A 23,065-nucleotide genomic window follows, 5' to 3' on the forward strand; every position below is an offset into this window, starting at 1 on the left:
TTTAAGCCTCCCGGCTCTGCTGACTCAATTCGAAGAAGTACCTCACGAGTTGATTGATCATCCGGCCGTCGGATGTGATCTTGATCCCGAGCTCCAGGTACCTTGATCGTGTGAGATTCTCTGAGCTGACGATTCCCATCACGACGCCGGCTCCGTTCACATCCGGTTCCCTAATGTACAGTTTCGTGTGCAACCTGGGGTGAAGATATATTTCGGCACTCAATTCCCGGAAAATCTTAGCTCCGCCGGGGATTGCTCCGTCCTCGTCCTGCGGGCGCGTGAGGAGAAACACCTCGACCGGATTTGCGTACTGCTGCCTCGCACGCCGAACCGCTTTCAAAAGCAGCTCGCCCTCTTTTGCCGACAAGTGAATCCACGGCGAACAAAAGTAGAGGCGGCTGAATCCGGGCCTGTCCACGAGGCTCTGGATGAAAATCTCGGTGATCCCTTCGCGGACCAATTCGTAGCGAGCGAGCATGGGGTCAATCGCCGCCAACTTGTCGAATGTCTCGGCCAGATCTGCCCCATTCAGGGCCTGTAAGAGCAAGCTTGCGCGCGTGCCTCGCGTGGATAGGTAATAGTCGTTTCCGACTCTGTGGAGAAGGCCTTCCGCCGCAAGGTCTTCGATGGCCCCCTTGGGCTCATCGACGCCATGAACTTCCAGCAGAGCCTGAAGCTCACTTCTTGGATAAAGCGTTTTAGAAGAACCTTCCAGTTCACGAAGGCTCTGAAACAATCCTCTACGAGCAAGCGCCTCATTCAAGTGCTGCACTAGGTTCGTCCTCCTCCCCGTCAGAGAACGTCAATCTTTCAGCAAGTGCTCGTTGCGCAAAAGCGGAGTCAATCGACTTCATCGTGCCTGCTTCGATCCTCTGGTCGGCTTCTTCGAGAACCGCCCCGAACGCTTGCATGATAGCGCGCGGCTTCAGCTGGCCGTGCTTGTTTACTTCGGTGAGCACGAGTTTGGCGCTTTCTTGTGTAAACGGAAAGTACGCATCTGCATTGGACCCGGGGAGTCTGAACCGACTCAACACGTTGCGCAGAAAGAGCAGGCTCTCTTCGAATGTGAGCGGCGGGAGAAGCATCATCTTGGCGCGGGCGAGTCGATCCTTCAACTCCCTGCCAAACCAGTCTGGCAGCTTCTTCTGCGGGGTTCCCGAAAAGGAGATGAATATTGCAAGGCCGTTTGGTGTCGCATTGAAAAGCGAGTGAAGGCCGACGTTTACTTCCTGGCAAACGCGCGGCGAACACTTTGCGATCCGTTGGAATTCGTCAATCATCCACAGGATCATCGTGCCCGGCCTGCCTCTCGCGCGATCTGCAAATCGGATGAGCGTCATCAACGCCACCGCAATTCGAAGTGCTTCTTCGGCGGAGTCGATCCGCTTTGAAATGCCGACGCCGCGCAGCTGTGCCAATGGGAGATTCTCGGCGCGCAGCCACCGAAACGCAGTGAGTTGCTGGTGGGCATCTCCCATCGCAATTTGCGTTAGCGCATTCGCCAGGTCTGGAGACGAGTGCAACATTTGTTGCTGAAAGCTTTTGGATTCACTGCACGTGGAGATTTCCAGAAAACTATCGGCCAGCAAATCAACGCTGAATCCCTCGGCCAGGGATCGGTAAAGGTCGACAAATCCCTTCACGGCCCGGGGAAATTCACTGTACACAGGGTACAGACCATTGTTAGTGCAATTGCCATTGGCTAAGCTTGCCTGATCGCTGATGTAGAAGAGGCTGTGGGTCTTACCCGCGCCGAACCAGGCCCATAAGAGATGAATTGACGAGGTGTCGCGGCGACAAAGGATTCTCAGGAGATCTTCTATGTCGGTCTTGAGCTGGACCCGATCCGCCATGAAATTCGAAAAGGCCTGATCAGGCACCACGGGAAATGGCCACCGAACTAAGGCCAGATGTTCGAAGCGTCTGTCCATGGGCAAGTTTATCGTTATGTGGAAAACAGCTGATGTTATGCATTCGTGGAAAAAAGGCAAGCACAATGCCGGAAGAACCTTTAATCATACGGCACAGGGCAGCAGAGTTCCCGCCCGCTTTCATTGCGCACGGGCTTGAGGGGCAATCTCAATTATTCAATTGGTCTGAGGTAAATCATTGAAAAGTAAGGCGAGGGGTTGGCTGCCACTAAGAGCTCAGTTCTCTGCACGGGGAAATGCTTTAGCCATCTGCGGAAGGCCCACGAGCTCCGCAAGCGCAGACCAATGCCGTGGATGCGGGCGGCGCTCGCCCCGTGGCTGGACGATTACAGTGCTTCCATCCGCCGTAATGCTGTAGAGGTAGAGCTTGACGACTAAATTAGCCGCTTCGGAGCCTGTGACGACACCGTGCTTCAGCAGCGTCGCGGCCGCCTTGATCACCTCTCGCTGCTGCCAGTCGTAGCGCTGGTAGCGAAGCTCTCGGGCGTATGCGTTGTCACTCATCTGCTTTTCCTTTCGGTGAATTCCTTCGAGCCGACGAGCAGCTCCAGCGTGGCGATGCGCTGCTCCAGTTCCAGTACGTGCTGGATGAAGGGTGCCAGCTCGCGCAGGCCGACCGCGTGCGCTATCTTAGTCGCCAGTTCGGCTGGTGATTCCCCACCGCCGCTGACGACCTCTGTGGGCTTGGGCTGCGGCTTGTAATCGCCCGGTTTCGGAAGTGGTTGTCGCAGGTCGAGCCAGTAACCTGGGCGCGTCGGGTCGGCTTGTGTTTGGTTTGCCATCAAATTCTCCTTTATCGACTGGCGCTTTCCATGCGCCACTTCAGATCGCGCTCACTGCGTCCCGCGAACCAATCTTCGTTGGCGCGCACAGCTCGCGGAGCTTTCGACCACGCTGTTCCGCTCGGCACCATCTTGCGACGGTAGCTGGTGAAGCGGAGCTTGCGCATAGCCGAAATCTCGTCGGATGTCAGGCCACGAAGATCACCTGAAAAGCGGGCGATGTGATAATTGAGCGAACGCAGATCGTCTTCGTCCGGCTCATCCTCTTCGTAATCGACGCCGTAAAAGTCCTCAGCGTCGCTCAGCATGTCGCGCATGATGGCGGTGCCGCAGCGACTGCCTTCCGAACAGTCCGCATCCACGACCCTGTACCTCGGGCCGTAGCGCTCGTCAGCCAAATCCTGGAGAGCATCGAGCAAGGCTCCCTTGTCGTCAAGCGAACGCTCGCAGGCGATGGTGTCCTTGCCGTCACCGACAGCCTGACCGTCGATCTGTTTTCCCAGCTTCTCCGCGTGGGCGCGGCGCTGCTCATCTTCCGTAGCGAACACGCTACCACCCAGCTTCGCGAGCCGCGCTTTCAACTGCTGCGTGGTCGGGACTGCGCTGCGGGCCGACGCGGATGTGTTCGGATATGCCGGCACGCCAACGAGCGAACAGTCAACCAGCTTCACGTCGGTCAGAGTGCGGACGTTGCCGCTGAACTTTTGTCCGCCGTCGCGAACCATGAAGCCGAAGCTGCACTCCGTGTACAACCCGGACTTGCAGCTCTCGTAAACGTCTCTGTGCGCGCCGATGTTGCGATTCAGCGTGGCCTTGAACCTAAGACCCTTGTCGTCACACGACAGCGCGAGTGTGCCGTTGCTCGTCCGCGCCAAAATCTGGCCGGGATCATGTTGGAAGGCGAAGTAGACTTCGTCGCCCTCCGACAACGAGCGGTCGAACGCGCCTGGTTGAATGATCTCGCGGAATCCGCCGAGGTCTCTCGACTCGACGTTGTACAGCGCGGCGTAGCCGATCAAGCAGAATTCCTCGCCCTGGCTCTCGGCGCGAATGTTGATGAAATTGCGTCTTTCAATTTTGCTGTTTGGCATTGCTTTCCTCCCGCATCCGCTGGTTGGCGGTGCGTATTCTTTCAAGATCCTCTCCGCTGCGTTCGAGACTCAGCAGCGCGGCTTGCGTCAGTCGCTCGATCTCGGCCTTAATTTCCGCGTCCGGTTCCATTTATTTGTGCCCCTCGGCCACGACTTGAGCGATTGCGTCCGGGGTCGTCCTGGCGTTCTGTTGTTCCAGCTTCGTTTGGAGAGCCATCCTCTGCTGGTGCTCCCTCTCCCTGATCACGTCGGAGTCCATCTGCCCCGTGGCCTCCGCGTACAGCCTGATCAGCAGGTCAGACGGAAGTGAAGCAGGGCGTCCAGCCAAGCTTCGCTTGCAGTTCTCGACGATCTTGTCGGCAGGCCCGCCGACTGCGAGCACTTCGCCGCCAGCCAGCGTGATCTGCAACCCGACGACCTTGTTGATGTCGCCGTACGACTTGGCCAGTCCCCACTCGCTCGCGACCGCCGGACGCGGAACCTGGACATTACCGTGCAGTCCAGCCAGGTTCACTGGCGCAGGATTGATGCGCTTCAGGTTTTCGGGGAAAAGTTCGAGCAAGATGTGGCAGAGCGCATCGACATCCACTCGGTAGAATTTGTGCTGTGTGCTGATGACCTGGAGGTCCACGATGATTCCTTTCCAACAGCCTTTGCAGCTGCTCTCTCAGGAGCGTTGAATGCTCCGTATCACATAGTTGCGGAGTAGCTGTTACACCAAAAAGTTTTTGGCAGAGGGGTCTGCGGCACAGGCCATTTTCTGAATGGGCTGGTGGACATTCTCGGGATGAAAATGTTGGCTGAATTACCTGAAGAATTCGAGGTTCAAAAAATTCGAAATCGCGGTAGTGTGCACAAATTTACACGTTGGGTTTCCGGCGTGTTCAGAAATGATCCTTCAACACCCATACCCTTCAATCACTTAGCCGGACACAGCCAGGTGTGTTGCCCCCTCGGTGTTTCCGCGTGTCTCTGCGTGCGTCGGCCATCGAACTGAGTGCGGGACTTTCCCAGGCCGCGATCTGCTAACTGGAGTAGATCGGCGTGCTTGCCAACACAGGCCAACACAGGACACGTGATACCAGGGTAGGAGCAGCCAACACTGCCTACAGACGATCCTATGCAGGATTCCGGGTGATCCCTACGCGCGTGTCAGACGATGGTTCCTCGATCTGGCTCCCGATGGTTCCTTAATCTGACTCAGCCAAAGCACGGTCGAGAGCAGCATCACCGACAGCCGTGGTGGTGGCGATCCAGGGCGACCGATCTCTGTCGGCGGGTGGCTTCCAGGCTCCCTCTTTGTACGCCTTATGCCACATGGGATAGGGTCCGCCGTGCTCGTGGACTACTACGGGCGAACCCATCACGCCGTGCTGGATGGTGTGACAATAGTAAGATCCCCCAGCCTCCGGGCTGGGTTCCCCTCTGTGTTGGCCAGGGTGGTGTGCCTGACAGACTCCCACGAGGTTGGCCCAGTCGAACGCCAAGTCAGGGCGATCCTTCGGATCCTACAAGTGATGGACGATCACGGCGGGCCGATCACACTGCCGGCCTGTGCGGTCGTCAATGTGTTGGCATATCGCGTTGGCGGCCAGGAAAGCAGGCCGGGTTCGGTTCTTCCACGCGCTGGTGGCATAAGGCCACTTGCTCAGGACAGGCATTTCTCGAACGCCTCTTCTGCCCGGTTCAGCTTCGCGTTCAGTTCCGGCGGTGCCGCAATCAGTTCATGCCACTGGAGTGAGCGCGTCGATTTCCGGAACAGGCGGTCACCAATGTACGCCAGGGTTACGGGTGCGTCGTCGGTGGGCTCTTCGTTCACTTCGATTTTCAAGTTGTCGATCTGGACATCCATGTTCATTCTCCTTGTCCGCTTGGGCCGAGCCATGTTGATCTTGAGAACGTTACGCGCAGATGTTCATGCATCCTGATTCGATTCCAGCCTGTCCTACCGCTTGGAACTTTTCCGGAGCGGTATTCCGCCGTTCACGTGTGCCGAAACTGCCGCTAGCTTGCTTTACTCCAGACTCCAAGGTGAACCATTCGACACCGCCATTAAGGTTGATATCTGGAGGAAGGCACACCGTGAACCGAATTGGATTCGGGTTTTCACAACATGGTCGGCGCGGCGACCGGACTGCATGGACGTGTCCGTCCACGGTGGTATAACCACCGATGCTTTCGGCGTCGCGGATGTTTTCAACCAAAGCGGCTGTCGTTACCAAGATTTGTCTCCTTTGCCGATAAAGTGAAGCAAGGCGCATGTATCTTTCGGATCGTTACGAGGCTTGATGTAATCCTGAAACTTGGCGAGCACCAGTTCCATTCCATGCCGTTCAAGGAGTTGTGCAGCCAGCTTGCGTTCAAAGGTTGGAAACAACAGTCCAGCTTTCTCTCCGTGCTTAGCTCTCCAGATACGCAGACACTCTCCATAGAATGTTTCAACCAAAGTGCTGGGCTTTTGCTTTTCTACGTGAGAAGAGGGGGAGGGGGCTGCGCAACTGTTACTCCTCTGTTTCTCCTCTATTGCTCTCTTGTTGTGCGTACCGCAGCTATGGTCCGGTTTCTGCTGATCGGTGGTCCGGTTTAGCTGCGTCCGTGGTCCGGTTTCTGCCGATTCATGGTCCGGTTTCTGGCCCGAATTCGGTTTCCATGGTCCGGTTTTATCCGGATCATCTCCATGGTCCGGTTTCTCGATCAACCATTCACCGTTGGGAGCTTGATCTGGGAAGTGAGGACTCTCGAAGCAAAGCCGATAGATGCTGGCTTGCTTACGACCATTTGCACGGAACGTGCGCTCGATCAATCCGCGCTCGATGTTCTTGGTGATGCGAATCTTGGACGGGTTGTTCGTTAGCTTCATCGCATGCTGAATGCTCTCATTGCCTGGGCGACTATTCGATCCAGTTCCATAATCGGCATACGCAGCCAGGCAAACAAACAGCATTGAATCCGCGGCATCAATATCAGGATGCGTACAGTACGAGGCAGCCAGAATGGAGGCGCGATGAGATTTTGGCTTGCCGTTCATCGCTCGCCTCGGAGATAGCGCGCAACCTGCCGCGGATCAAACCGGACGCATGTCGCTATTCGAAGCGATGGAAGATCGCCGCGAGCAGCAAGTTTGTAAATAGTGATCGGGCTTAGTCCGAGCAGGGAGGCGAGAGCCTGCGCCGTTATGGCGTGATCCATTCGATCGAGGCGCTCTAGGAGATTTTCATGTTCTGGTGTGCCTGCCATTTGCTTCTGCCTTGAGGAAAGTGGGCAGCCGGGGCTGTCGGTGCAGGACAGCCCCGGTTTGGCAGATCACGATGGCGAGCACCAACGTGAAGATCAAGAAACTTTGTAATTTTCTACTCGCCATCTTTTTTCTGCCTGCCACTGTTCCCGGTGTGTGTTACGAGGCAGCGCTGGCAGTTTTCGGCCCGGCTTCGGTGGCTGCCGATTGCTTTAAGTGTTTCCGGTTTTCCGCCAAGACGAATGCCTTGTTGATTTCACGCGGCTTGCGCGATTTCCTAGGCTTTAGGTTATTATCATCGGAGCGAATAACCGAAAGCTTGATATAATTGTGTTGGGTGTACGGGTGCAGCGTATGGCGAAACAGATCAGATCGTGGCTGGGCGAAACGCCAGCAGAACTCGGACGCATCGGTGGACGCATCGGCGGCAAGAGCCGCTCGAAGGCGAAAACGGCGGCAGCCAGAAAGAACGGCAAGAAAGGCGGACGTCCGCCGAGCTGGACGCTGGCAGAGAGGCTATTGCGGCGAAAGCCGACCACAGCCGAGACCCGCGTCGCGCGGAACACCTACAACAACGCCTACCTCATGCTGGCGACCGACAGAGAGAACATTCAGAGGTTCTTCGGCCTCGACCGCTTCTATGGAGACATCTTCACGGTGATGAACACGACCGAGTGGAGGAAACGCTTCAAGAGGATCCCGCCCCACGTACAGTTCTCCATCGACAGGTTCAGGAGGTCTGTACGCTACGCTCTCGCTTCAAGAGCAGCCAGCCAGTGATACCTAGTGATACCGTTTAGTGCGGTAATCCACTTCACAGCGTATAAGCGAGGATACTAGGTCAACTACGGAAAAACGCTTGAAATGCTTGTCTGTAGCTGATTTCAACGCGAAGTGGTTCACAGCACGCGAGATGCTGTTTAGGCGCGGTGTTGAATCCCCCCCCCTCTCCGCCAGTTCAATTACTTGCGAGCAAGTTCCGTCTCGTGAGGGAAGCACCAAAACAGACGCCTGTGGGAATTTTTGTGGCCCCCTCATCTTGCGAGTGCTGTGAATCCTGCTCTGCATTGAACTTCTCCAACTTCCGCATGGCGCTCTGCTTGTGCGCTGGCGTCGGATGCACGTATCTCATCGTGCCGGGAGAACGTGCTTGCAGAGACGCCGACGCGTGCCGCTGGGCGTGCGTATGAACCGCGAGTATGGACGCGGGGATTGTACTCTGCGGCAGAACGCCGCTAAGCAAGGTGGCGTTAGCGTCCCGTAGCGGCGGCGGCCTCGGCGAGGATGCGGTGGTGGATGGTGAACAGTGCCAGCTCCAAGCGGTCGGAGACGCCAATCTTGTCGTAGATATTGCGCAAGTAGTTCTTGATCACCTGCTCGGTGGTGCCGAGTTCGGCGGCGATGTCCTTGTTCTTGTAGCCCTGCACGATAAGGGCGACGATGCGCAGTTCCTTGGGCGTGAGCCGGTCGCGGACGCGGGCGCCGACCATGTCGTTCTCCGCCTCTTCCGGCGCCAGGGTCTGCGGCTGGATCCAGGTTTCGCCGCGAGCTACCTTGCGGACACACTCCAATAAAGCCGGGCCGGTGACGTTGCGGTACACGACGCCGTGCACGCCGGCGTTGACGTAGGCATGGCCGTTCTCGCCGGTCTCGGCGAGGATGATGAGGCGGGTCTTGGTGCGAGTGGCGATGCCGATCAACTCCTGCAGATTGGGAGCCAGGTTGCCGGCAAAGGCGAGCACGTTGGGCCGAAACTTTTCCAGCGACATGGAAATCTGGTCCGAGGACTGCACCTGCGCCACGATACGAATCTCATCTTCCACGCCTAGCACCTTGGCGATTCCGGCGCGGAAGATTGCCTGCTTATCGGCCAGGACCATCTTGAGCATTTACTTGGCCTCCCGCGACTTGCGCTGCGGCACGAACTGGTAACAATCGATCACGCAAGCCACACCCCGGCGTTGTCCGCGCGTCGGCGTGTCCACGCGTATCACGCGCCCGGAGCACTTGACTTCCACGTCGCTCTTGGAGCCGATGACGGGCGCGGGCAGGGTAATCTGAAAATTGAGCTTCGAGCCCTTCCGGAACGGCAGGTCGGTGCTGATAAAGACGCCGGCGGCGCTCAGGTTGTTGGTGGTGGCAGCCTGCGAACGGCGCGAATTGCCGCCCTTGATCTTGACTGGCAGGGTCAGGGGAAAGCGTCGGCCGGTGCGCGCGTCGGGCAAGAAACCCTCCTCCATCGTTCCCAGAAACTGGAGAGCTGAATTGCTGGGGGGGTTATATCACAGGGCGCGCGCAACCAAAAGAATCAAGGCGTAGCCCTCCTTGTCATGGCGGCTACCCACGGCGGCTTCCGAGGCCGGGGACGCGGGCGCCGACGGCATGGTGAGTTGCGTCCGATCCGGGGCAGCCCCGCCGAGGCGACGGGCCTGCGCATCACGAACATCTCTTCGCGCCTGGCGGCCCTAAAAAGCGCCGCCGCCTCCCCCGCCAAAGCCGCCGCCGGAGAATCCGCCTCCCCCGCCTCCCCCTCCGCCCCAGCCGGATCCGGTGGAACTGGCGCGCGGCGCGGCCACGAAGGCTTCATGCGCGGTCTGTGCCATGCTATGCATGTTGCTGGAGAAGAACACGGGATTGAACATGCCGCCGCCGGTCGGGCCGGAGTACCAGCTCGGCGGCTGTTGCACGATGCCGGCGAACGCCTGCGCCCAGTGATGCTCGACGCCGAGGGCCATCGCGTACGGCAGATACTTTTCGAAGGTATCGGGCGGCATGCGCTGGATGCGGTCGCGATCCACGCGGTCCATGAACTCCTGGAAGCCGAGGATTTCGATGCGGGTGCGCGCGCCGAGCACGGTCTTGCAGGTCATCTGGCGGGCGAATAACCAGACGATGACGACAGCCACGGCGATGGAAAGCGCCGCCAGCCATCCCGATTCGAACAAGTTCATGGCGCCGGCAACCTGGCCGATGACAAACGGGGCGGAGCTGACGATGACGCCGAGAACGGAATATCCGGCCGCCGATTGCGGATCGAGCCAGTACATTCCCTTGCGCTTTAGAGCCGAGAAGATGTCCTGCTGGATAACGGGAATCGCGGTGTAGAAGCGGTTTTTCAGACTGGACAGGTTGGTGTTTTCCCCGCCCCAGAAAATATTTTCCAGCATGACGCGCTCAAACGGCGCCAGGTCTCCCCATTGCGAGTTGGGCTTCAACAGGTGGAGGACATAGTCCTTGCCGTGAAACAGCAAACCGGGTGTCTCGACCTGCTCAATCTTGAGGAAGCCGCGGACGGCCAGGTCAACCACGGTGGAGGTGATGTCGCGTGGATCGAGGCGGTCGTCGAGCAGGGTGCCCGCTTCCGCCGGCGTGATGTCCTTCGGCGGCTCGTACTGGGGAGCGACGGAGCGGCCGGGATCGGGGTCGCGGCCCTTGTAGTACCAGAGCGTGAACATCACCAGCAATGTCCACAGCGGCAGCAAGACCACGGGATTGCTGCGCAGGAACCAGCCCAGGCGAGTGAGCGGGCCGGGCCGATGCAGGATGCCCTTGGGGATGAATACATCCACCGTCAGGCCGCCGCGCATGGGCAGCGGGTTGGTGGTTTCGAATTCGACGTGCGAGCCTCGCACATCGGCGGTGGCCTCCCGGCTGGTGGAACCGTAGGCGCCGGTAAAGGCTTGCGCGCGCAGGCCTCCGGCGGCGGCGGCGGGGAGCGAGACGAGGGCGGAAGAGTGATCGATCGGAACCGGCCAGTCATTGCCGGTCACGTTCCAGTAGAACTCGTCGTGATCGTCGAAGTAGCGGACGGCGTTGGGCGTGCTGTAGCTGATGAGGACGGTCTTGCTGGTGTCCACCGCGCCGGGAATGTAGATCTTGACCTTCTTGTAGGGACCGTCGCGGCTGATCTCGTACTTCAGCGGACGCTCGTTCTCGTCGGTGACACTTTCGACTTTCAAGAAGAGCGAGTAATTGGTGCCGCCCGGGCCGGGGTACTCGACCGGAATGCTGCGCCAGATGCCGTTGTACTGCCCCACAAAGACCAGTGTGATGCGCTCGCTGACGCTGACGCCGCCGTGGTCGTCAATCGCAACCGTGGAATGGAAGTCGGCGATGCGCCAGTTGCGGGCCAGGGCGGGAGAGCAGAGGCAACACAGCAATATGACCAGCAAAGTCGCACGGCGCAGCCACCGGCCGGTGTGGCGCGGGTCTTTGACCCGCGAACCCGGGTCGAAGACCCGAGCCACACTGATTGATTGCATGTTGGCGTTGCCGCTCATCAGAACTTCACGCTGGGGACTTCGCGGTCCGCCGGCGTTTCCAGCTCGAAGAACTGGCGTGCCTGGAAGCCGAAAGCGCCGGCAAACATGTTGGCCGGAAATGTCTGGATGCGGGTGTTGTAGTCGCGCACCACGGCATTGTAGTAGCGGCGCGAGTTCTGCACGTCGTTTTCAATGTCGGCCAGCGACTTCTGCAGCGACATGAAGTTCTCGTTGGCGCGGAGTTGCGGGTAGGCCTCGGCGACGGCGAACAGCGACTTCAGCGCCATGGTGAGCTGGCCTTCCGCCTGGGCGCGTTCCGCCGGCGCGGTAGCCGACATCGCCGCCGAACGCCACTTGGCGATGTTCTCGAACGTGCTCTTCTCGTGCGCGGCGTAGCCCTTCACGGTCTCGACCAGGTTGGGAATCAGGTCGTGCCGGCGCTTGAGCTGCACGTCAATGTCGGACCAGGCCGAGTCGGCGCGGATTTTCAGTTGCACCAGGCTGTTGTAAAGGCCGATGAGGATGCCGGCGATGACTACGACAACGCCAACCAGGATGATCAGGCCCATGTCGCCTCCTTATTGCCGTGCCTTCCGGATTGCATTGCATATGATAAACGCGCGGGGGCGAAAACGGGTGCTGAAGTACGTGGTAGTCCGTAGTCGGTAGTCAGTAGTCCGTGATGCAATCAAGTCCCTGCCGGACTACGGGCTACCGACTACCTACCTTCGCATACGACATGGCTGCCGTCCGCTCCAGCTTGTCCCAATTGAAGGCGTTGCCGGTCATGGCTCGCTTCAGGGTCCTGATCAGGACAATCGAAAACAGTTGGCGGTAGGCAAAGCGTTGCAGCCAGACATGGAGCAGGAGGGTGAAGTCCTCGCGGTTGTCGGCGGTGCGGCGTTCCAGCGCGAAGGCGAGCGCCGAAGCGATGAAGTCAATGATCAGGAACATCGCGAAGTAGGTGACGAGCTTCTCGAAGCTGCGGAAGTCGGCGGTTTCGGGATGGAAGTAGCGGTCGACAGCATACTCGAGAGCGCCGAAGACGAACATAATGTCGATGAACGGGGACACCAGCGGCAGCAGGATCTGGAAAATGACGATGTTGGGCAGTGCCACCCAGCCCAGCACGCCCTTGCGCCCAAAGGCGGCGCGGTGTTTGTACACCGACTGCATGATGCCGAAGGACCAGCGGAAGCGCTGCCGCATTAAGCCGCGGGCGTTCATCGGCGCCTCGGTATAGGCGAGGGCGCGGTCTTCGTACTCGACGCGGAAGCCGCGCTGCAGCAGCGCCATGGTGAGGTCGGCGTCTTCGGCGACGGTGTCAACGTGGAAACCGCCGGCATCGCGCACGGCCGCGGTCCGCCACGCCCCGATCGCTCCGGGCACAACGCTGACCGCGCCCAGCACGTTGAGCGCCCGGCGCTCGAAATTCTGGCTGGTGACGTACTCCAGCGCCTGCCAGCGCGTCCACCAGTTGACCCGGTTGCCGACCTTGGCGTTGCCGGCGATGGCGCCGACGCGGGCATCGAGGAAGGGCGGAACCAGGCGGGAGATGGCGTCGCGCGCGATCACGGTGTCGGCGTCAATGCCAACGAAAATTTCTTCGTGCACGAATTCCAGCCCGTAGTTGAGCGCCTCGGCCTTGCCGGAGTTCGGTTTGGTAAGCACGGTGACCCTGCCGCTCCGGATTTCGGCGGCAAAGGCCTTCTGGGTGACTTCCAGGGTGCGGTCGTCCGATCCGTCGTCCACCACGATGACGCGCAGCTTGGGGTAATCCGAATCGAGCGCGGCGCGGACGGTGCGCTCGATGACCTTTTCCTCGTTGAATGCCGGGATCACCACGGCAACAGCCGGCTTGTAGGCCTGCGCCGCCTCGATCTGCGCGCGGTCACGCTGGCGGATGCGGTGACGGAAGCGGTCGAAGATGGCCAGCGCGCCGACCAGGAAGAGCCGCGCCGACATGAGCACGTCACCGAGAAAGAAGATGATCACGATGGCGGAGCCGATCAGACCGAATAGCAGGAAACCGAAGTTGTCAATGCGCGCCGACCAGCGCTCGTTCGGCGCCAGCGGAACCATCACTTCGTCGTACGGTTTGCCCAGAAGTTGGGACACAGGGACGATCTGGTAACCGCGCTGGCGCAGGCCGTCAATGATCATGGGCAGCGCGCGCACGGTCTGGCCGCGGTTGCCGCCGCCATCGTGCAGCAGGACGATGTTGCCGCAGCGCTGGTCGTCGGGATCGCAGGGCGGCAGGTGCGCCATGACATCGCTCGCGATCTCCGCTGCCGGATGGTCTTGCCAGTCGTGGGGATCGATCTTGTCCCCCACGGTGATGTATCCCATCTGCTGCGCGATCTCCAGCGGGCGCACCTGGTCCGCGGTGTCGGGTTCCTGGTCAATCGAATAAGGCGGCCGGAACAGCAGCGGCTTGACGCCCAAGCGGCTGGCGAAGAGCCGCTCGGCCAGGTTCAGCTCCACGCGCATATACGATTTGCGGATGTTGCTGATGTCGGGATGGGTAAAGGTATGGTTGCCGATCTCGTGGCCTTCGGCGTAAATGCGCTGCGCGAGATTGGGGTACTTCTCCGCCTGCAATCCGATGAGGAAAAACGCCGCCTTAACGTTCTTTTGCTTCAGCACGTCGAGGATTTTGGGCGTCCAGTCAGGATCGGGCCCGTCGTCGAAGGTCAGGACTATCTGCTTGGGATTCGCGCCGTACTGATCGAGCTGGTAGGGCCGCGGCAACACCGTCATCTTTTCGTCGGTGATGAGGCCGGTGGTGGGATCCAGGGTAAAGGTCCGTTCGCCGGAAGACGGCTGATTGCCAATGCGGATCACCTCGCCGGCGCCTTCCATGTCCACGTCCTGCCCCGGAGGCACCAGGCGGAGGTCCTGCACCACGCCGACTGTGCCGGGCAGGTCGAATACCGGCCAGAGCGAACGGTCCTCTGAACCGAGCCGCCACAGGGCGAAAGTGTTGATACCCAGTTTGACGGCGGCGCGCATCTGGTTGAGCGCGGTGACGCCATCGAGGAACCACACGTCGTGACGCTTGCCTTTTTCGTCCTCGTACGCGAAATGCGGGTTCAGACTGTCGGGATCGAAGGTGATCGGAGCTTCGGAGTCGGAGGAGCTGAGCCAGGCTTCCTGGTTGTCAATGCTGCGCGCGCTGTCAACTTTCGGCTTCCCCTTCTTTTGCTCGACCAGCGACCAGTCGTAACCGTAGCTGCCGATGGCGCAGATGAGTTTGTCCTTGGGAATGACCTTCAGCGCATCCACCAGGTTCTTGGTGAACCAATCCTGCGAGGCGATCGGCCCGGGATCGCCGCCCTGGAAGTGCTCGTCGTAATTCATCAGGATGAGGCCGTCGGAGTGGGCGGCCAGGTACGCGTAGTCGAAATCGTCGTCGTTGATCGGGACGGCGATGTGTAACTTCATGCCCTTGGCCTGAAAGTCGGCGTGCAGTTCATCCACCAGTTGGCGGAAGCCGGGCTGCGCAGAACGCGGGAAGCCTTCAAAATCCAGCGTGAGTCCCTTGTAGTTATCGCTGGCGAGCAAGGTCGCGGCTTCGCGTCGAAAACCGGCGCGCGCCTCGGGGCTGGTCAGGAACGGCTCAATATTCGAGACCCACTGGTTCTTCGTGGGATCGAAGTTGTTGACCAGCGGCAGCACCTCGGTCTCGGCGTTTTCGTCCTTCAGAAACTTCATGACCGGCCGCTCTTTGCTGTCGGGACTATGAACCGCGGCGCCCTGCACCACGTTGAACAACTTCAGTTCCGGGTCCACCGCCTGGATGCGCCCATCGGGGGTGAGCACGTGCAGCCATTCGGGATAGAGAATGTCGATCTGGCGGACGTACTCGCGAAGCGAGGAATAAGCAGCGGCGTCCCAGGTAACGTAAAACGCGGCGCGCACGCCGTCGCCGGAATTCAGCACCAGTTCGGTGGGAGGCTTCTTCGATTTGGTGGTGACTGCGCGTGCCTTGGGGCGCTTACGCTCTTTCTCTTTCAGAGCCTTGTAAGGACGGTGCTGTTCCGGCAGCAGCAGCGTGGTCAGGCTGACGCCGCTGAGCGCGCTCACCAGGAAGAAAACGATCAGCAGCGAAACGGCCAGGCCCAACACGTCCATCAGCCGGCGGAGACGTTTCCACCGTTTGTGCTGCGGGTCGTAAAAAATCGGCTTGGCCATGAATTCCGGTTACTTATCCTACAATGACGCACACGATTGCGCGCCACCGCGCCGCACTTCCATGAAAATGGGGTGCCGGACGGATGCCCCCGCCCCAGCGCGGGGCGGCATGTTCGTGGCAGTGTCACTCGGGAAAGACCCTGGTTATTGGATGCAGAATAGCACCAAAACGGCTGACGATCGGAGCTGGCGCGGGTTGTTGCGGTCGCACCGCCGGTGGTTCTTCTGGTTGACCTGCGCGGCCTTCGCCCTGCGGCTGCTCTTCGTGATTCGCTTTCCCAATCTGACGCCGGACGGCATTGTCTATGGCGATCTTGCCAAGAACTGGTTGCTGCGCCACGTGTATGGGCTCAGCGGGCCGAGTGGCCCCGTCCCCACCTACATTCGGCTGCCCGGTTACCCGGCATTTCTGGCGGGAATGTGGGCGGTGCTCGGGGTGGAGCATTACAACGCCGTCCGCTTTGCGCAGGTATTCATTGACGTAGGAACCTGCTTCATCATCGCGGACCTGGCGCGGCGCGCGACCGCCGGCGCGGTTCACTTCAGCTCACGGCAAGCGGCGAAATGGGCGTTTGCGCTGGCGGCCCTGTGCCCGTTTCACGCCAACTACACCGCTGTGCCCTTGACCGAAACGCTGGCTATCTTTTTCGCGGCGATGGCGCTTGATTTCGCGGTTGCCGCCCGAGCATGGCAGCAGAATACGGAAGAGGTCAGCATCGGCAACTGGGCTGGCTGCGGGCTGGCCATCGCCGCCGGCATTTACCTGCGCCCTGACGGCGGCATCGTCCTGATCGCGATCGGCGGATTCCTGCTCTTGCGGCTCGCAGGGAATCCGCGGCAGACGATGGTAGCGGGCGTGGTGCTGGCCATCTGTTCGCTGCTCCCGCTGGCGCCCTGGACGGCCCGCAACTGGCGCGCCTTCCGTCAATTCATGCCGCTGGCGCCCATTCATGCCAATGCACCGGGAGAGTACTACGCCACCGGCTTCGAACGCTGGATGCGCACCTGGCTGGCCGATTACTCCTCGCTGGAGGACATCGGTTTCAAAATGGACGACGCGGTGATGGACATCAACGCCCTGCCCGATCGCGCCTTCGACAGTGCCGGCGAGCGCCGCGCGACGCAGGAAGTGTTCGACCGCTACAACCAAACCGTGACCATGACACGCGAACTCGACGCGCAATTTGGGCAACTCGCTCGCCAGCGCATCCGACGCAAGCCCTTCCGCTACTACGTCGAGCTGCCGGTATTGCGCATTCTCGACCTCTGGCTGCGCCCGCGCACCGAGATGCTGCCGCTGGACACGCACTGGTGGAGGTTCCGCGACGATCCCCACGACTTCGCCTGGTCGGTGACGTTGGCGGCGATCAACGGCATGTACATCGGCCTCGCGTTGCTGGGAGCTGTCGGCGTCTGGCGGGAAATCCGCTACGCCGGGATGTTGGCCGGCTTCGTGGTCCTGCGCACCCTCATCATGACCGCGCTCGCCTATCCCGAGCCGCGCTACGTGCTGGAGTGCTACCCGGTGGTGATTGTCTTCGCCGCGGCGATGTGTGCGAGTCGTCAGTCCTCAGTCTTCAGTCGTCAGTCCTCTGGCCACATGCGGATTGGCTGAAGACCGAAAACGGACGACGGTTGACTACAAATTCAGCGGCGTGTCGCTGCTGCGGAAATTCGTCTGGAAGTGCTCGAAGAGAAAGTCGATGGCTGCGCGATTCGCGTCCTTGTTGCTCTGTGCCAGATATTTCATCGCTTCCACCAGCAAGCGCTGGCCCTCGACGTAACGCGGGTCAGAGGTGCGGTCGCGCTTGTTGCGGCGTGAAGGATTCGGCGTGACGGGGATAGTGAAAACTTTGGCCATAAAAGCTTGGTCGCGGCTGGTCCTGAGTAACCAGCCATTGGATGCTCGTGTGCTTTGTCCTTGTTGCCTGGCTGGGGACAATATCCCCGTTTCTGAGTGCGAGTATAAGCTTGGAACTACCAACGTTCCACAAAAGAATCGGCCCGCAGATGCAAAAATTCCCTATTCTGCCCCTGCTTCGTTGCCGTCCCGGAATGATCCTGCCAGCTATTCCGATTGCGGACGCACCCACTTCGTCTTGCCGGAGGTCTTCAGTTTGAAGATGTCGTTCGGGATGTTCTGGTTGATCTTGATGTCGCTGTACTTGGCGAGGCGGTAGTCGCCGCTGGGCTCGATCAACTGTTGCTGCACCGAGATACCGCGCGCCGGATCGATCCACAGAATGATCTGCTGGAACATGTTGCGGACTTTCACCTGCTTGGGCGTGAGCGTCAGCTTCGCCGCCGGTACGCCATCCACGTTCTCGGCGCCGTCGAAGCGAACCTCGAAGGATTTTTGCAGGTCGTGGCCGCGTCCGCCAAAGCCCAGGACAAGGAAGCTCTCAAAATCCGCCTTGTTCTTGCCCGCGTTGTATTCCGTGACCTGCTCGATCTCGGGCTGGTAGACATCCATCTTGCCGCCGGCGAAGAGCACGTACTTCCTGGCGGGCGAGGTAATGTGGGAGGCCATCTCCACTCCATTGCTTGCCCGGCGATAGTAGATGGTGCCCTTCTGGAGGTCGTGGTCGTTCACCACTTTGGAATACTGGTCCCAGACAAAATTGGCCTCGGCGGTCTTGAAATTGTCCGCGGCGCGGTCCATGGCGGCCAGCACGGACTCGAGATTCCCCGCGGCCGCCTTGGCCTGCGGTTGCGCTGCGGAAGCAATTGGGACGTGCGCGACCACGACGGCCGCCAGCAGCATCAGGATCAGCGATAGCGAAAGGATCGTGCGATTCATTCGAGCTTCCAGTCTTTCGGTCTATCAGTCGGTCAGTCTTTCAGTCGAGGTGTGCAAGCTGAACGACTGAGCGACCGAACGACTGAGAGACTTCCTACCGCGACACCCAAACCTTGTATCCGACCACTTTTCCCTTGGCATCGCGCACCGGCTCGTACCTGGTGATGTCCACCTCGCCGGCGATGGGTTCGATGACGCGCAACAGGTCGGCCTCAACCGAGGTCGGATCGCCCTTCACGGCCGAGGCGTCAACCTGGTAGATAAACCCGCTTTGCCCGTCGGGAAAAACGACTACTCCGGTTTGATACGGAGAGCGCTCGATCGGTTTGTCCTTGAAGTTGACCCAGAGGGGGGCGATGAAGATGAAGGCGAGGATCAGCGTGACCATGACGTCGTACTGCATGCTGCCACGCTCGTACGTCCACAGGATGTAGCTGCGAATTGTCTGCCAGATGCGCGACATGGGGCCAAACACTTAAGTGTAGTGAGGCGGGGAGGCACTTGGCAACGTCGGTGGACGGTTGTCGGTTGTCGGTTAACCGAAACCGAAACTGAAATTTCTCAAAACTTCTTCGGCGTAATTCGGTCCGCGCCCATGTAAGGCCGCAGCGCTTCGGGAATCACTACGCTGCCGTCGGCCTGCTGGTAGTTCTCCAGGATGGCGAGCCATGTGCGGCCGACCGCCAAGCCGCTGCCGTTGAGCGTGTGCACGAATTCGGTCTTGCCCTTGCCTTCCGGACGCCAACGGATATTGGCGCGCCGCGCCTGGTAGGACTCGAAATTCGAGCATGAAGAAATCTCGCGGAAGAGTTGCTGCCCCGGCAACCAGACTTCGATGTCGTAGGTCTTGGCCGCGGAAAATCCCATGTCGCCCGTGCTCAAGACCACAACGCGGTAGTGCAGTCCGAGGCGCTTCAGCACTTCTTCGGCGTTGGCGGTCAGAGATTCCAACTCGTCATACGACGTGTCCGGCCGCGCAAATTTCACCAATTCGACCTTCTGGAACTGGTGCTGGCGGATGATGCCGCGAACATCCTTGCCGTAGCTGCCGGCCTCGCTGCGGAAGCACGGCGTCCATGCCGTGAGCTTCACCGGCAGGCGCGCGGCGTCGAGCACCTCGTCGCGAAACAGATTTGTCACCGGCACTTCGGCGGTCGGAATCAGGTACAGATCGCGGCGACGAAGCAGTGTGCTCCACGGAACATTGAAATCAACCGGACTAAAGACATCGGCGAGTTGAATGTCTGCCGTTCTGGCCGGGACGTGCAAAACAACAATCGCAAACACTCCACTCTTGCCGGCCACACCCACCAGTTCGCCAACTTTCGGTGTCCAGTCTTTATCCTGTTCATAACGATCAATCGGAACCTTGAACAGGTCAGCCTCGAACTTGGGCAACTGGCCGGTACCGTACATGGACTCGGCGTTGACCATGAACGGCGGCAGGACTTCGGTGTAGCCGTGCTCGCGGGTGTGCAGGTCGAGCATGAAGTTGGCGAGCGCGCGCTCCATGCGCGCGCCGAGGTCCCAATAGACGGCAAAGCGCGCGCCCGTCAGCTTGACTGCACGCTCCAGGTCGAGCACGCCCAACTGCACGCCCAGCTCCCAGTGCGGCTTGGGAGCGTAGTCGAATTTCGGCGGCGCGCCCCAGCGGCGGACTTCGACGTTTTCTTCCGCGCCACCGCCGACCGGCACGCTCTCGTGCGGCAGGTTGGGGATGGTCTTGAGGATGTCCTGCAGTTGCGTCTCGAACACGGCGGCCTGTTTTTCCAGCTCCGCGACCTGTTCGCGCACGCGGCGCATTTCCGCCATCTGCGCCGAGGCGTCCTGCTGCTCGCGTTTGAGGCGCGCGATTTCCTCCGACGCCTTGTTCTGCGTGGCGCGCAGGCGCTCCATGTTGGTGATGTGCTCGCGGCGGCGGGCGTCCACGGCGGAAAAGTCGCGCAACACCTCCTCCGGGTTCATCCCCCGGTCGCGCAGCTTGCGTTCAATCAGCGGCAGGTTCCCCCGCACGAAGTTCAGGTCGAGCATAAACAGGATAGTTTAACAGGGTGGAAGCGCCGGGCTTCAGCCCGGCGAATACCAGCGCACTACGACCTTGTCATTCCGAGGGGCTTCAGCCCTGAGGAATCTGTTTTGTTGCCGGCGTTCTGACATGCCGATCACTCGACAAACTCAACTGCGGATTCACGGTATTGAAATACTGAAAAACTGACTCGCTGATTTACACTATGACGCGATGAAATTTTCCGTCGGAAAAATCTGCGCGACCCTGCTGCTGCTCCTGCTGGTGACCGGCGCGGCGTTCGCCAGCGCTTACAACGCGAACCCCAAGCTGGTGGTGATCGTCATCATTGATCAGTTCCGCCCCGATTTTCTGGATCGCGCCCACGATCAGCTTGGCCCATCCGGTTTTCGCCTGCTCACCGAGCGCGGCGCGTATTTTCCCGGCTGCTACTACGACTACGCCAACACCGAGACCGCGCCCGGGCATGCGACACTGTTCACCGGCGCCTACAGCAACGCCCACGGCATCGCCGCCAACCAATGGTGGGACGCGCGTGCCAAGCGCATGGTGAGCTCGGTGTTCGACAACAACACGCGCCTGGTGGGCGTGGAGGGCGCGGGCGCGTCGCCGCATAACCTGCTCAGCGATACGATCGGCGACGAATTGAAACTGGCGACCGATGGCAAGGCGCGCGTGTTCACCATTTCTCTCAAGGACCGCGCGGCGATCCTGCCGGCGGGTTTCGCCGCCAACGGAGCCTTCTGGATCGATCACCCGAGCGGCGCGTGGATCAGCTCGACGTTCTACATGCAGCAGCTTCCGGCCTGGGCGCAGAAGTTCAATGCGGCGGGGAAAGCGGACGCGTACTGGAACCGCGAGTGGAAGGATGCAGGCGGCAACGTGCTGCGCAAGACGACGCGCCAGGCGCCGCCGGATTTTTACGAGACGGTGGGCGCCACACCGTTCGCCAACGATTACGAATTGGACTTCGCGCGCGAGCTCATTACGCAAGAGAAGCTGGGTGAAGGGCCGGCGACGGACCTGCTTTCGATCAGCCTGTCGGCGCCCGACATACTCGGCCATAAGCTCGGCCCGAATTCACCGGAAGTGAAAGCCATGGTGCTGGCGCTGGACCGCCAGCTCGCGGATTTCTTCAGCTTCCTTGGCCAGCGCGTCGGGCTCGCCAATGTGTGGATTGTATTATCGGCGGATCACGGCATTTCTCCGGTTCCCGCGTACGCGAGCAATTTCCGCTTGCCGGCGGAAATGCTGAATTCGGAAAAGCTGAAGTCCGACCTGAACGCGGCCATCGCAACCCGGCTCAAGCGGCCGGGTGACTACATTGAGGGCCGCGACGGTGCGAACGTATTCATCTCGGAAAGCGCCTTTGCCGCCGCGGGCATGAACAACGAAGCCGAGGCCGAGCACGTGGTCGGCGAGGCGCTGGTTCAACTCGGCCTTCGGTCGTACATCACGCGCGCGCAGCTGGCCGCCGGCAACGTCCCCAACGACGACGCCGGCCGGCAGTTGCTGCACAGCTATTCCTCGTATGGCGGCTGGTCCGTGATCGCGATCGCGCCGCCGTTCACCTTTCCCTGGGATTCGCGCACCGGCACGACGCACGGCTCCTGGTACCGCTACGACCAGCATGTGCCGCTGGCGTTTTTCGGCGTTCCCTTCCAGGCGGGCGTTTACCGCGGGCGCTGCGAGCCGGTGGACATGGCCGCGACGCTGGCTTCGCTGCTCGGCGTCAATCCTCCGAACCGTGCCGCCGGACGCGTGCTGACCGAGGCGCTCCGCCGGGAGAGTGCGCGATGAGCACCTCCCCCCGGCGCGTCACCGGCCCGCCGGACCTGGGCGTCAGCTTTGCCGGCTTGCAGTTGAAGAATCCGGTCATCGCCGCCAGCGGCACCTTCGGCTACGGCATCGAGTACGAAGACATCGTCAGCCTGCAAAAGCTGGGCGGGTTCGTGGTCAAGGGCCTGTCGCGCGAGCCGATGCCCGGCAACCAGCCGCCGCGCCTGTTCGAAACTTCCGCCGGCATGCTGAACTCCATCGGCCTGCAAAATATCGGAGCCCGGGCCTTCGTCGACGAAAAACTTCCGTTCCTCAACAAGAAAAAGAACATCGTCGTCATCGCCAACGTTTTCGGCTACACCCTGGAAGATTACGAAGCGGTCATCCGCGTTCTCAACGAGGGAGAAGGCATCGCCGCCTACGAACTCAACGTTTCCTGCCCCAATACCAAGCGCGGCGGGATGGTGATTGGCACCGACCCGGTACTGCTGGGGGAGGTGGTGGCCGCGGCCAAAAGCGTTTCGCGGCGGCCCCTGATCGTGAAACTGTCGCCCAACGTGACCGACGTCCCGCTGCTGGCGCGCGCCGCCGAGAATGCCGGCGCCGACGCCCTCTCGCTGGTCAACACCTTCGTCGCCATGGCCATCGATGCCGAGACGCGCCGGCCGCGGATCTCGCGTACCTTCGGCGGACTCAGCGGCCCGGCCATCAAGCCGATCGCGCTGCGCATGGTGCATGAGGCGTCGCACGCCGTGGATATTCCGGTCATCGGCATGGGCGGCATCTCCACCGCGGTGGACGTAGTGGAATTCATGCTCGCCGGCGCGGCGGCGGTCGAGATCGGCACCGCCAGCTTCTGGGACCCGTGCGCCACCGAGAAAATCGTGGACGCGCTCGAGGGCTGGTGCCTGGAACACCGCGTGCAAAAGATCACGGAACTGATTGGCGCGCTAAAAACGGAGTAG

Annotated in this window: 22 protein-coding genes and 3 pseudogenes; 5 read left to right on the forward strand and 20 right to left on the reverse strand. The window is 60.4% G+C overall.

Annotated elements, in window-relative coordinates; all coding sequences use genetic code 11:
• Window position 1: 1 nt before the first annotated feature.
• The 10 genes from LAN70_15645 to LAN70_15690 form a co-directional block, all read right to left on the reverse strand.
• Window positions 2–772 carry a hypothetical protein gene (locus LAN70_15645; GenBank protein MBZ5512585.1) on the reverse strand — a complete coding sequence of 257 codons (771 nt, stop codon included), beginning with the start codon at window positions 770–772 and terminating at the stop codon, window positions 2–4.
• Entirely contained in the window at window positions 756–1,931 is a 1,176-nt protein-coding gene (locus LAN70_15650) for an ATP-binding protein (protein ID MBZ5512586.1), read from the reverse strand. Before LAN70_15650 ends, LAN70_15645 begins: the two co-directional genes overlap by 17 nt.
• A 216-nt stretch (window positions 1,932–2,147) precedes the next feature.
• A complete protein-coding gene (locus LAN70_15655) occupies window positions 2,148–2,435 on the reverse strand; it encodes a hypothetical protein (GenBank protein ID MBZ5512587.1) in 288 nt (95 codons plus the stop codon).
• Entirely contained in the window at window positions 2,432–2,713 is a 282-nt protein-coding gene (locus LAN70_15660; GenBank protein ID MBZ5512588.1) for a hypothetical protein, read from the reverse strand. Before LAN70_15660 ends, LAN70_15655 begins: the two co-directional genes overlap by 4 nt.
• An 11-nt stretch (window positions 2,714–2,724) precedes the next feature.
• Entirely contained in the window at window positions 2,725–3,804 is a 1,080-nt protein-coding gene (locus LAN70_15665) for an HK97 family phage prohead protease (GenBank protein ID MBZ5512589.1), read from the reverse strand.
• Window positions 3,785–3,934 carry a hypothetical protein gene (locus tag LAN70_15670; protein ID MBZ5512590.1) on the reverse strand — a complete coding sequence of 50 codons (150 nt, stop codon included), beginning with the start codon at window positions 3,932–3,934 and terminating at the stop codon, window positions 3,785–3,787. The genes LAN70_15665 and LAN70_15670 overlap by 20 nt, the downstream gene beginning before the upstream one ends.
• Window positions 3,935–4,435: a hypothetical protein gene (locus tag LAN70_15675; protein MBZ5512591.1), complete on the reverse strand. Its 501-nt coding sequence runs from the start codon at window positions 4,433–4,435 to the stop codon at window positions 3,935–3,937.
• A gap of 1,017 nt (window positions 4,436–5,452) precedes the next feature.
• On the reverse strand, window positions 5,453–5,656 hold the full coding sequence (locus tag LAN70_15680; GenBank protein MBZ5512592.1) for a hypothetical protein: 204 nt from the start codon (window positions 5,654–5,656) through the stop codon (window positions 5,453–5,455).
• Window positions 5,657–6,019: 363 nt separating this feature from the next.
• Entirely contained in the window at window positions 6,020–6,832 is an 813-nt protein-coding gene (locus tag LAN70_15685) for a hypothetical protein (protein MBZ5512593.1), read from the reverse strand.
• Window positions 6,829–7,041, reverse strand: a complete 213-nt coding sequence (locus LAN70_15690) for a helix-turn-helix domain-containing protein (GenBank protein MBZ5512594.1) — start codon at window positions 7,039–7,041, stop codon at window positions 6,829–6,831. Before LAN70_15690 ends, LAN70_15685 begins: the two co-directional genes overlap by 4 nt.
• A gap of 71 nt (window positions 7,042–7,112) precedes the next feature.
• Here LAN70_15690 and LAN70_15695 point away from each other — a divergent pair, with 71 nt between their 5' ends.
• A complete protein-coding gene (locus LAN70_15695) occupies window positions 7,113–7,367 on the forward strand; it encodes a hypothetical protein (GenBank protein ID MBZ5512595.1) in 255 nt (84 codons plus the stop codon).
• A gap of 86 nt (window positions 7,368–7,453) precedes the next feature.
• Window positions 7,454–7,537: pseudogene (locus tag LAN70_15700) on the forward strand (DUF2442 domain-containing protein).
• A 752-nt stretch (window positions 7,538–8,289) separates the two neighbouring features.
• Here LAN70_15700 and LAN70_15705 read toward each other — a convergent pair.
• From LAN70_15705 to LAN70_15725, 5 genes are all read right to left on the reverse strand, one after another.
• Window positions 8,290–8,928 (reverse strand): response regulator transcription factor, encoded by a 639-nt coding sequence (locus LAN70_15705; GenBank protein MBZ5512596.1) that lies wholly within the window; start codon window positions 8,926–8,928, stop codon window positions 8,290–8,292.
• Window positions 8,929–9,264 (reverse strand): PilZ domain-containing protein, encoded by a 336-nt coding sequence (locus tag LAN70_15710; protein ID MBZ5512597.1) that lies wholly within the window; start codon window positions 9,262–9,264, stop codon window positions 8,929–8,931.
• Between the two features lie 240 nt (window positions 9,265–9,504).
• Window positions 9,505–11,319 (reverse strand): DUF2207 domain-containing protein, encoded by a 1,815-nt coding sequence (locus LAN70_15715; GenBank protein MBZ5512598.1) that lies wholly within the window; start codon window positions 11,317–11,319, stop codon window positions 9,505–9,507.
• On the reverse strand, window positions 11,319–11,870 hold the full coding sequence (locus LAN70_15720) for a LemA family protein (GenBank protein ID MBZ5512599.1): 552 nt from the start codon (window positions 11,868–11,870) through the stop codon (window positions 11,319–11,321). The genes LAN70_15715 and LAN70_15720 overlap by 1 nt, the downstream gene beginning before the upstream one ends.
• Before the next feature lie 142 nt (window positions 11,871–12,012).
• A complete protein-coding gene (locus LAN70_15725) occupies window positions 12,013–15,495 on the reverse strand; it encodes a glycosyltransferase (GenBank protein ID MBZ5512600.1) in 3,483 nt (1,160 codons plus the stop codon).
• Between the two features lie 151 nt (window positions 15,496–15,646).
• Between LAN70_15725 and LAN70_15730 the strand changes: the two genes are divergently transcribed.
• Window positions 15,647–17,110, forward strand: a complete 1,464-nt coding sequence (locus LAN70_15730; GenBank protein MBZ5512601.1) for a glycosyltransferase family 39 protein — start codon at window positions 15,647–15,649, stop codon at window positions 17,108–17,110.
• A 24-nt stretch (window positions 17,111–17,134) separates the two neighbouring features.
• Here the strand turns inward: LAN70_15730 and LAN70_15735 are convergent, their stop codons facing one another.
• The 5 genes and pseudogenes from LAN70_15735 to LAN70_15755 form a co-directional block, all read right to left on the reverse strand.
• A complete protein-coding gene (locus LAN70_15735) occupies window positions 17,135–17,356 on the reverse strand; it encodes a hypothetical protein (GenBank protein ID MBZ5512602.1) in 222 nt (73 codons plus the stop codon).
• 207 nt (window positions 17,357–17,563) lie between these two features.
• Entirely contained in the window at window positions 17,564–18,295 is a 732-nt protein-coding gene (locus LAN70_15740; GenBank protein MBZ5512603.1) for an outer membrane lipoprotein carrier protein LolA, read from the reverse strand.
• A gap of 94 nt (window positions 18,296–18,389) precedes the next feature.
• Window positions 18,390–18,758, reverse strand: a complete 369-nt coding sequence (locus tag LAN70_15745) for a hypothetical protein (GenBank protein ID MBZ5512604.1) — start codon at window positions 18,756–18,758, stop codon at window positions 18,390–18,392.
• Window positions 18,759–18,856: 98 nt separating this feature from the next.
• A pseudogene (serS, locus tag LAN70_15750) lies at window positions 18,857–19,468 on the reverse strand (serine--tRNA ligase).
• Between the two features lie 195 nt (window positions 19,469–19,663).
• A pseudogene (locus LAN70_15755) lies at window positions 19,664–20,326 on the reverse strand (serine--tRNA ligase).
• A gap of 208 nt (window positions 20,327–20,534) precedes the next feature.
• On the opposite strand from LAN70_15755, the gene LAN70_15760 reads away from it, so the two are divergent.
• The gene (locus LAN70_15760) at window positions 20,535–22,121 is read left to right on the forward strand and encodes an alkaline phosphatase family protein (GenBank protein MBZ5512605.1); all 1,587 of its coding nucleotides are present in this window, start codon (window positions 20,535–20,537) and stop codon (window positions 22,119–22,121) included.
• Window positions 22,118–23,065: a dihydroorotate dehydrogenase gene (locus LAN70_15765; protein MBZ5512606.1), complete on the forward strand. Its 948-nt coding sequence runs from the start codon at window positions 22,118–22,120 to the stop codon at window positions 23,063–23,065. Before LAN70_15760 ends, LAN70_15765 begins: the two co-directional genes overlap by 4 nt.

It is taken from the genome of Terriglobia bacterium (assembly GCA_020072845.1).
GTDB lineage: Bacteria > Acidobacteriota > Terriglobia > Terriglobales > Acidobacteriaceae > JAIQGF01.